Origin of the sequence: Dolichospermum sp. LEGE 00246 (assembly GCF_015207865.1) — a bacterium.
In the GTDB taxonomy this organism is placed as follows: Bacteria; Cyanobacteriota; Cyanobacteriia; order Cyanobacteriales; family Nostocaceae; genus Dolichospermum; species Dolichospermum heterosporum.
In genome coordinates this window covers 1-9599 of sequence record NZ_JADEWA010000188.1, presented here as the reverse complement: position 1 = coordinate 9599, position 9599 = coordinate 1, and the positions used below count along the sequence as shown (strand labels likewise).

Below are 9599 nucleotides of genomic sequence, written 5' to 3'. Positions count from 1 at the left end.
TCTTTTGATTTAGCAAATATGAAGAAAGGTTCTGTAGCTTGTATTAATTTTCTTTTGTATTTTTTAAACCATTCTCTCAATAAAATTTAATAATTTAACTTTTCAAGCATCAATCACACGCACATAAGGACTACATCAGAAAAACGTGATATTTTGAGTATAATGTAAGTTACAGGTTAAATAGTCAATATTCAAGAATACTATAAAATTAGCAATGCTAGAAAAATCAAACTTGTTTTTCCCAATAATTCCCAAACATAATTATCAACCTCAAAGCCAAGACACAGATATAGAAGCTGATATTTATTTCTTTCAAAAATGGCGACAACTATCATTAAAACAACGCATAGAAAGATTTATTAGCCATGAACGAGGAGTTAAAAAACTATGTCTTGTAGGAATTAAATATCGACATCGAAATTTAACTATACAGGAAATTCGTGATCTATTTACTCGTGCTGTATTAGGAGAAAAATTTACTCCTGATTTTCAACCAAAAGGTATTAATGAAAATATGTGGGTTCAAGATTCAATTTCTTTAGCGGGAGAATTGCATCAAATTTTTGAATCAATTAATATTGATTACTATGTTAATCGAGGTGTTGCTAGTTCTATTCATGGAGAACCACGTTCTACTCGTGATTTAGATTTGGTGATAGAAGTTAAACCAAATCAAATAGATTTACTGCTAAAAACTTTAGAAGCATTTGGATATTATTGTCCAGTAGGTGCGGTAGAAGATTTGCAAAGAGGTTTGGGAAATATTTTGAATATTACCCATACAGAAACTATTGCTAATGCTGATATTTATATTACTGACAATTTACCTTTTGCAATATCTCAAATGCAGCGAAGAATATTAGTTGATTTAGATGGAATTCCTGCTTTTTGGATAGCTTCAGCAGAAGATACTATTTTACAAAAACTGCGCTGGGGAAAGGGAAGTAAATCAGAAAAACAATGGCGTGATGCTTTGGGGATAATTAAGTTACAAGCAGAAACTTTGGATTATGGTTATTTAACAGAATGGGCAGAAAATTTAGATTTAGTTGCTGATTTGAGTGAGGTATTAACTCAAGCTGGAATATGAAATTAATATGAAAATATAAAAGTGTAGAAACCCAATTTCTCTAAGAAGTTAGGGATTTTATGTTTATCACCCCCATAATTTGCTAAACTCCTAATTTGGAAAAGCAAACAAAAATCTCAGCAGCAGGTATTAGGGGAGGTTCGCAAAGTGGTTGAAAGTGCAGAAATAGAACAAATTCATCCCCAGGATTTTTCGTGGCGGTTTTGGCCTGTTGTGCCAATTTATCCTTATGGTCAACGGCGCACTATTCGCAAAGAAGTTGTTAAAGATACTATCTGGACTTTTGATCAATTACAGGGAATTTTCTATGTAGTTGTGCCAATTCGCATGACTGTAGTTAAGCTGGAAAAAGGCGGTTTGCTGGTTTATGCACCTGTCGCACCAACGGGAGAATGTGTTCGGTTGCTGAATGAGTTGATGACAAAATACGGTGAAATTAAGTATATTATTTTGCCCACGATATCGGGAATAGAACATAAGGTTTTTGTTGGTCCATTTGCGCGACGCTTTCCCACTGCACAGGTTTTTGTTGCTCCCGGACAATGGAGTTTTCCCTTGAATTTGCCTTTAAGTTGGTTGGGTTTACCTAGTAAACGGACTCATATACTGCCCGAAAATAGCCAGGAAGCTCCTTTTGTTGAGGATTTTGATTATGCAACCCTCGGACCGATTGATTTGGGTTTGGGTAAGTTTGCAGAGGTGGCTTTTTTCCATAAGCGATCGCACACTCTCTTACTTACAGATACCATAGTTTCAGTACCAGCAGAGCCACCAGCAATTGTTCAACTTGACCCCTACCCCCTACTGTACCACGCCAAGGATAAAGCTTTTGACATGGTTGCCGATACCTCAGCAAATCGCAGCAAAGGGTGGCAGCGAATCACATTATTTTCCTTGTATTTCAGCCCTAGTGTGTTAGAAGTACCTACATGGAGTGAAGCATGGGGTGATGCTCAAAAAGCACCAGAACGTTCGCGCAAAGCCTATTTTGGGTTTTTCCCCTTCCAATGGCAAGAAAATTGGCAAGAGTCATTTAATATTCTGCAAGGAAATGGGCGAATATTTGTTGCCCCAATTTTACAAAGTTTGATTCTCAATCGCGCCCCCCAGGAAACTATAAATTGGGCTGATAAAGTTGCTAGTTGGGATTTTCAATGGATTATTCCCTGTCATTTTGATGCTCCAATTAAGGCAGAACCGCAGCAATTTCGGCAAGCATTTACGTTTTTGGAAAAATGTAGTTTATTTAGTAGTAATTATCCTTTACCGGAGGATGATTTTAAGTTATTGAGAAATATTGATTCAGGGTTAAACAAGTTGGGTATTGTCCCACCTGCGAGGGAAAAGCTATAGGATTATGGATTTGTACCTATGTATTTTCAAGGTCATCAAGGTTATAATACCAAATTAAGATAAGGCTGCATGGAATAAATTTTCAATGATAATTCAACGCAGATAAACGCAGATAGACGCAGATAAATACAAATGATTGTTATTCTGTGCAGCTTCAGATAAAATGTTAATTACAGACACCATCAAATATATACAAACTGACACCGTATCGTAAATAAATCTGATATATTAGATGTTAATAATGATGATTATTTGATTAGATCATATCTCATTAATTCCTCTGAAATTGAAGTTAATCATCAATGTCAAATCTTACTGATCCAAAAAATCAATCCCGCGTTATCGTCATTGGTGCGGGTATAGGTGGACTTACAGCCGGAGCATTATTAGCACATAGAGGTTATAATGTCTTAATTCTTGACCAAGCAATTGTTCCTGGTGGTTGCGCTTCCACCTTCAAACGTCAAGGATTTACTTTTGATGTTGGTGCGACCCAAGTAGCGGGTTTAGAACCTGGGGGAATTCATCACCGCATTTTCTCAGAATTAAATATAGAATTACCCGCTGCGACACCTTGCGACCCAGCTTGTGCTGTATTTCTTCCGGGAGAATCTACACCCATTAATGTTTGGCGTGATTCTCAAAAATGGCAAGCAGAACGTCAAAAACAGTTTCCCGGAAGTGAACCTTTTTGGCAATTATTAACCACTTTATTTAATGCTAGTTGGGAATTTCAAGGACGTGATCCGGTTTTACCACCCCGGAATTTATGGGACTTAGGACAATTAATTAAAGCTGTCCGTCCGAGGACATTTATTACTGCACCTTTTACTTTATTCACTGTGGGGGATGCTTTACGATTATGTGGGTTAGGAAATGACCAAAGACTGCGGACATTTTTAGATTTACAACTGAAATTATATTCTCAAGTTAGTGCGGAAGAAACAGCTTTACTTTATGCAGCTACAGCTTTGAGTGTATCCCAATTACCCCAAGGGTTATTTCATCTGCAAGGGAGTATGCAAGTTTTGAGCGATCGCTTGGTAGAATCTTTAGAACGAGATGGTGGTAAGCTATTAATGCGTCACAATGTTGAAAAAATCCAAGTTGTCCATAACCAAGCCAACGCCGTCATCATTAAAAATCAGAAAACCGGGAAAACTTGGACAGAATCAGCAGATCATATAGTTGCTAACGTCACCGTTCAAAACTTGGTTCAATTATTAGGAGAAAATGCCCCTTCTGGATATAAACAAAGGGTCGAAAAACTCCCACCTGCTTCCGGTGCTTATGTGATTTATTTGGGTGTAGATAAAAGTGCAATTCCTCCTAATTGTCCACCGCATTTACAATTTTTATATGATGTAAATAAACCTGTTGGAGAAAATAATTCTCTATTTGTATCTGTGAGTCATGAAGGAGATGGTCGCGCACCATTAGGAAAAGCCACAATTATCGCTTCTTCCTTTGTTGATTTTATCCCCTGGTGGGAAACTCAAAATTATGAAGAGTTAAAACAAAAATTTACTCAAGATGCCATATCCAAACTTTCTGAATATTTCTATTTGAAACCAGAAACTATTATTCATGTAGAAGCTGCCACACCTCGTACCTTCGCTCATTATACAGGTAGAGAATCAGGTATTGTTGGTGGTATTGGTCAAAGAATTCCCACCTTTGGACCTTTTGGTTTTGCTAATCGAACACCTATTCGTAATTTGTGGTTGGTTGGTGATTCTACTCATCCTGGAGAAGGGACTGCGGGCGTTAGTTATTCAGCTTTAACGGTAGTTAGGCAAATTCAAGCTCAAAATTAGCAATACAATTGAGGGCGGGCATTGGTGTCAACTTAGCCCTGTTTTGTCACTCTCGGAAAACAATAATCGAATCCATCTTTTGTAACTCTTATTTCATCAAGGTTTGGCGGTTTTTTATGTATCAAAAAATAAAATTGTTGCATAAAACGTCAAAACCAAAGCCCCGTAAACCTTTCAGGTATTGTATTTTCCAAATCTGACAGAACAGGGCTAAAGTAAGTAGTGAGACAGAATTAATTACACAATGTCATTGCGTAAGCATTGTGTGGCGTTAGCCATATGTAACGAAGTGAAATCAAGCAATCGCCAGGGTTGTGATTGCTTCCCTTCGCTCGCAATGACTGTAAATATTTTTGTCCAATTACTTAAACTGGGGATTTTTAGTCATCTTCAGATGACTTTTGCTATAAGACTGGGAATATGGCTAACGCCACGCTACGCTATCATTCCCAGGCGGGCTATGGGTTTTACGTTAAGTTGACACCAATGAGGGCGGGATCTCTCCGCCCCTACAATCTGTCACCACAAAATTAAAGAGAGATTACATTTGTATAAACTGGCGGAAAGTCTTGCATCATAGGCGTAAAACTTGGTGAGGGGTGTTACCCTAATGATAAAGTTGCCAAAATATTCATCTAATCGTCAACTTTCTCCGTGAGACGCTAGGCAAACAGCGAGTATCAATGTTGAAAAAACTACAGAAAACACAAATTTATCTACTTGCTGGTGCTGGACTATGTGCCTTTTTAGCCGGGGCAATGGTATCAGCCCCCCAAGCCAGCAAAACCGTCAGTCAATGGTTGAACTTGGGTCAGCGTAAGCCGGAAAAACTATCTGAGGCTGCAAAAGTTAAGTCAGTTGTCTTTTCGCTATTGTCTCAATCTGTACCAGAAAGATTAACAAAACTCACGGAAATTGCTGAAAAAGGCAGTTCCCCAGATCGGGAACGCGCCCGTTATCTGCTCTCTTGTGATTATGTAGAAACTTCCCAAGGCAAAAAAGCCCTGAGTCTATTGACAGGACTGGAAAAAGATTATCCTGTATTAGCACCTTATATTTTACTTAAACAAGCCCAGGCTCATGATATTTTAGGTGCAGATAAGCAAGCTTCCGATTTGCGCCGCAAGGTGGTAAAAGAATATGGCAAAGAAGCAGCCGTAGTCAAGGCTATATATGCGATCGCCCAACCAAAATTATCAGATCAAGCGATCGCTCAATTTCCCTCCCATCCCCTCACCTGGGAAATTATCCGCAAACGTTTAAAAGATAACCCCAATCAACCCAAATTACAATTAATCTTGGCTCAATACGCCGCAGACGAGCCGGGAATTGTGGGCGTATTAGATCAATTGGTAAAACAGCCACAACTCAAACCCACAGATTGGGAACTCATCGGTTCAGTCTATTGGGATAACAATGAATTTACCAAAGCTAAAAATGCTTACATTCAAGCCCCAAAAACAGCCACCAGCCTCTACCGTATCGCCAGAGGATTACAATTAAATAAAGAACAAGATCAAGCCATTGCAGTTTATAAACAACTACTACAAAAATTTCCCACCGCCAAAGAAACAGCAATAGCCCTATTAAGACTAGCCGATATTGCTAAAGGTAAAGATGCCATTATCTACCTTGACCAAATAATTAGTAAATTTCCCGATCAAGCACCTCCAGCATTAGTTAAAAAAGCCAAACTTTTAGAATCTCTCAAAGATAATAAATCAGCTAATACGACAGAGAAATTATTGCTAGGTAAATATAGCAGCACCGATGAAGCCGCAGAATTTCGCTGGAAAATCGCCCAAACTAAAGCCAAAAACAATGATTATTTAGGAGCATGGCAATGGGCGCAACCAATTACTATTAATAACAAAACTAATATTTTAGCTCCTAGAGCCGGATTTTGGGTGGGCAAATGGGCAACAATACTAGGCAAACAACAGGAAGCTATTACTGCTTATAAATCTGTAATTAGTGAATTTCCTCAATCTTATTATGCCTGGCGTTCTGCCAGTATTTTGGGTTTAAATGTGGGGAATTTTAATACTTTGCGCGTGATGAATCCGGCAATTATTCCCCCCCAACGTCCTGTTCCTCCAGCCGGTTCTCAGACTTTCCATGAATTGTATTTACTAGGACAAGATCGTGATGCTTGGTGGCAATGGGAAACAGAATTTAAAAATAAAAAACAGCCTAGTGTTGCTGAACAGTTTACCGAAGGGTTGATGAGATTAACTAAGGGTGAATATCTCATTGGTATTGACAAAATCGCTAAATTGGAAGACCGAGAAACCCCCACTGAAAAAGCCGAATATACAGCTTTAAGTCAACAACCCATCTACTGGCAAGCCCGTTATCCTTTTCCTTATTTTCAAGAAATTGAAAAATGGTCTACTTCCCGTCAACTTAATCCTCTCTTAGTTACAGCTTTAATGCGGCAAGAATCCCGCTTTCAATCCAAAATTAAATCCCCCGTCGGTGCAACAGGTTTAATGCAAGTTATGCCCAGTACAGGGGCATGGATAGCCCCACAAATCGGGTTAGATTTCAAAAAACTCAACCTAGAAAATCCTAACGATAATATTATGTTGGGGACTTGGTATTTAGATCATACTCATCAACAGTATGGCAATAATTCCATGTTAGCGATCGCTAGTTATAATGCCGGACCCGGCAACGTCGCCAAATGGCTACAAACCATACCCAAACAAGATCCCGATGAATTTGTCGAAGAAATTCCTTTTGACGAAACAAGAAATTACGTCCGCCAAGTTTTTGGCAACTACTGGAATTATCTCAGACTTTATAACCCAGAAGTGTCTGCCATAGTCAGCAAATATTCAGCAACACACCCACAATTACCAGCAAATTAATGAACCCGTAGGGGCGCAGGGACTGCGCCCTTAATCAATTTAATAATATTCAATCCGATGTCAAATTTATTTTTTAGCCTAAACTAGATAACGAGAAACTTAGATAAAATACAAATCAGATTAGGTAATCTTCTATGATTGCAACCCCCAGCTATAACTATCTTTCCCCCACAGAATATCTCCAAGGGGAAGAAACCAGCCCTATCAAGCATGAATACAGAGACGGAGACGTTTACGCAATGGCAGGGGCTAGTAATACTCATGTAGTTATTACGCTCAATATTGCTTCAATGCTGAGAAACCATCTACGTGGTAGTGGATGTCAAGCCTACATTGCCGATACTAAAGCACACATTGAATCAATTAATACTTATTACTATCCCGATGTCATAGTCAGTTGTGACCAAAAAGATAAAGCCTTTCATAACTTTTTGCGTTATCCCTGTTTAATTATCGAAGTCCTATCTCCCACCACAGAAGCATTTGACAGAGGTGATAAATTTGCTGATTATCGCCACTTAGAATCACTTCAAGAATATGTATTAGTAAGTCAAACGCGAAGAAATGTAGAAATTTTCCGTCGTAATTCCGAGGGACAATGGGTATTTTATAGTTATGGACAGGGAGAAAATGTGCATTTAGCCAGTGTAGATTTTCACTGTCCTATAGAAGATGTCTATGAAGACGTGAATTTTGAATCCCCTGCTGTAGAAAATTCGCCCAAACCCTGACTGGGCGCAGACCCTGCGCCCCTACTGACTGTGATGTTACCCCCACGTAGTTCTAATAAGTAATTGGACAAAAATATTTACAGTCATTGCGAGCGAAGGGAAGCAATCACAACCCTTAGAATTGCTTGATTTCACTTCGTTCCATATGGCTAACGCCACGCAATGCTTACGCAATGACATTGTGTAATTAATTCTGTCTCACTACTTAGCTACTACAATTGTTTACCGCACCTTTTACAAAACTCGGCATCTGCATCATGAAAAGCTAAACCGCACCCTTGACAAACAGTTTCCACTTGATTTGCCGTTTTTACCAATCGTCTAATTAAGTCACCAATCTGCCAAGGAATCAGAGCCACGCCTGTTAAAATCATCAATACCGTTAGTAAGCGCCCTAACTCAGAAATTGGTATCACATCACCAAATCCCACGGTTGTCATTGTCACAACTGAGAAATAAAAAGCATCTAAAAAAGTATCAAAATTCTGGGGATTAACTGGATGTTCAACTTGATAAATTAACCCAGAAAAAACAAAAACTATCGCAAATAAAGTAAATAATATTCTCGCAAAAATTACACTATCTTGATTACTAATACTACCAATTAGAAACTTTTTATCAATAAATCTCAGCAAACGCAAGATTCTAAACCAACGTAATAGCCGGATAAAACTAGTATTTACTAATCCTATACAAGATGGCAAAATTGAGATTAAATCAATAATTGCATAAAGACTCAGAATATATTTAATTCTATCTTTTGTACTCCATAAGCGCAGTAAATATTCTCCAGCAAAAATTATTAATACACAATTATCTAATACTCTTAACTCCCAGCGAGCCTCTTGAGAAAGATCATAAGTTTCCGCCACGAAAATTCCTGATGATACTAAAACTAACAGAGCAATAGTTACACTAATTACCTTACCTATAGGAGTTTCTATGTCTGTTAAGTAAAAATCTATTTTCTCTCGGTTTAGCACCATCTTTTCCAAAATTCAACATTAAAAATCAAAAGGTTACAAAATTTTTACCAATTAAGAATTAAAATTTTAACCCAACTCCACCTTGTAAAGATAAAGCTGTACCACCAGTATTTCGGTAGGCATCAAAGGCAATAATAGCATTACCAAAAATCACAGTATTACTATTAGGAATAACATAGTCAATTCCCGGTTGCAGAGCAAAGCTAATTTTATTACCAACAGGGGAAGGCGTATCACCACTAGTTAAGGCTAAACCAGCACCTAAATAAGCATCAGTTTGCCAGTTGAGGGGGATGTCATAGGAAACAGTCGGAACTACTGCTGTTCCCCTACCAATTAAAGCTTGTGTGCGGAAAGAAATGGGTGTTTCTAGTAATTTGTAGCGAAAAGCCAGGACTCCGCCCAATTGAGTACCATCTGTCAACCCCACAGTCGGACCAATACCAACATAACTGCCATAAGCTACTTGTGCCTGTGCTGGTTGAGAGTTTACCACTAAACTCACAACTGTGCCGATTCCCATGATCCCAAGCCAACATTGAAAACGTTTCATTAGCTACTCCTGACATACTCTGAATTTAATATAACTTAGGCAAGAGGCTTACTGACAGAGGGTGTTTTAAAAGTCCCTGATGATGTACCAAATATTTATTACCCAAGCGAGTTTTCTAGAACGAGAAAGAATCTATTGAAAATCCAGTTCCCCTCTCGAAGAGCGGGGAGGGGCTAGGGGCTGTCTCTTATACACA

At 38.5% G+C, this 9599-nt stretch carries 7 protein-coding genes; 5 read left to right on the top strand and 2 right to left on the bottom strand.

What is annotated here, in order from left to right:
- The first annotated feature begins 214 nt into the window (after positions 1–214).
- The 5 genes from IQ228_RS13690 (at position 215) to IQ228_RS13670 (ending at position 7864) form a co-directional block, all read left to right on the top strand.
- Positions 215–1090: a hypothetical protein gene (locus tag IQ228_RS13690; RefSeq protein ID WP_193963160.1), complete on the top strand. Its 876-nt coding sequence runs from the start codon at positions 215–217 to the stop codon at positions 1088–1090.
- Positions 1091–1237: 147 nt separating this feature from the next.
- Positions 1238–2443, top strand: coding sequence for a DUF4336 domain-containing protein (locus IQ228_RS13685; RefSeq protein ID WP_193963158.1), 1206 nt, complete (start codon positions 1238–1240; stop codon positions 2441–2443).
- A 302-nt stretch (positions 2444–2745) separates the two neighbouring features.
- Positions 2746–4260, top strand: a complete 1515-nt coding sequence (gene crtD, locus IQ228_RS13680) for a C-3',4' desaturase CrtD (protein WP_193963156.1) — start codon at positions 2746–2748, stop codon at positions 4258–4260.
- Positions 4261–4943: 683 nt separating this feature from the next.
- Positions 4944–7133 (top strand): transglycosylase SLT domain-containing protein, encoded by a 2190-nt coding sequence (locus IQ228_RS13675; protein WP_193963154.1) that lies wholly within the window; start codon positions 4944–4946, stop codon positions 7131–7133.
- Between the two features lie 134 nt (positions 7134–7267).
- Positions 7268–7864 (top strand): Uma2 family endonuclease, encoded by a 597-nt coding sequence (locus IQ228_RS13670; RefSeq protein WP_027401978.1) that lies wholly within the window; start codon positions 7268–7270, stop codon positions 7862–7864.
- A gap of 212 nt (positions 7865–8076) precedes the next feature.
- Here the strand turns inward: IQ228_RS13670 and IQ228_RS13665 are convergent, their stop codons facing one another.
- Together IQ228_RS13665 and IQ228_RS13660 are read right to left on the bottom strand one after the other, a co-directional pair.
- Entirely contained in the window at positions 8077–8850 is a 774-nt protein-coding gene (locus tag IQ228_RS13665; protein ID WP_027401977.1) for an ion transporter, read from the bottom strand.
- 58 nt (positions 8851–8908) lie between these two features.
- The gene (locus tag IQ228_RS13660) at positions 8909–9403 is read right to left on the bottom strand and encodes a hypothetical protein (protein ID WP_027401976.1); all 495 of its coding nucleotides are present in this window, start codon (positions 9401–9403) and stop codon (positions 8909–8911) included.
- Positions 9404–9599 lie beyond the last annotated feature (196 nt).

Excerpts from the sequence above, each read along its gene's own strand:
- IQ228_RS13690 (WP_193963160.1), top strand. The coding sequence starts at position 215 with ATGCTAGAAAAATCAAACTTGTTTTTCCCAATAATTCCCAAACATAAT.
- crtD (WP_193963156.1), top strand. The coding sequence starts at position 2,746 with ATGTCAAATCTTACTGATCCAAAAAATCAATCCCGCGTTATCGTCATT.
- IQ228_RS13675 (WP_193963154.1), top strand. The coding sequence starts at position 4,944 with ATGTTGAAAAAACTACAGAAAACACAAATTTATCTACTTGCTGGTGCT.
- IQ228_RS13670 (WP_027401978.1), top strand. The coding sequence starts at position 7,268 with ATGATTGCAACCCCCAGCTATAACTATCTTTCCCCCACAGAATATCTC.
- IQ228_RS13665 (WP_027401977.1), bottom strand. The coding sequence starts at position 8,850 with ATGGTGCTAAACCGAGAGAAAATAGATTTTTACTTAACAGACATAGAA.
- IQ228_RS13660 (WP_027401976.1), bottom strand. The coding sequence starts at position 9,403 with ATGAAACGTTTTCAATGTTGGCTTGGGATCATGGGAATCGGCACAGTT.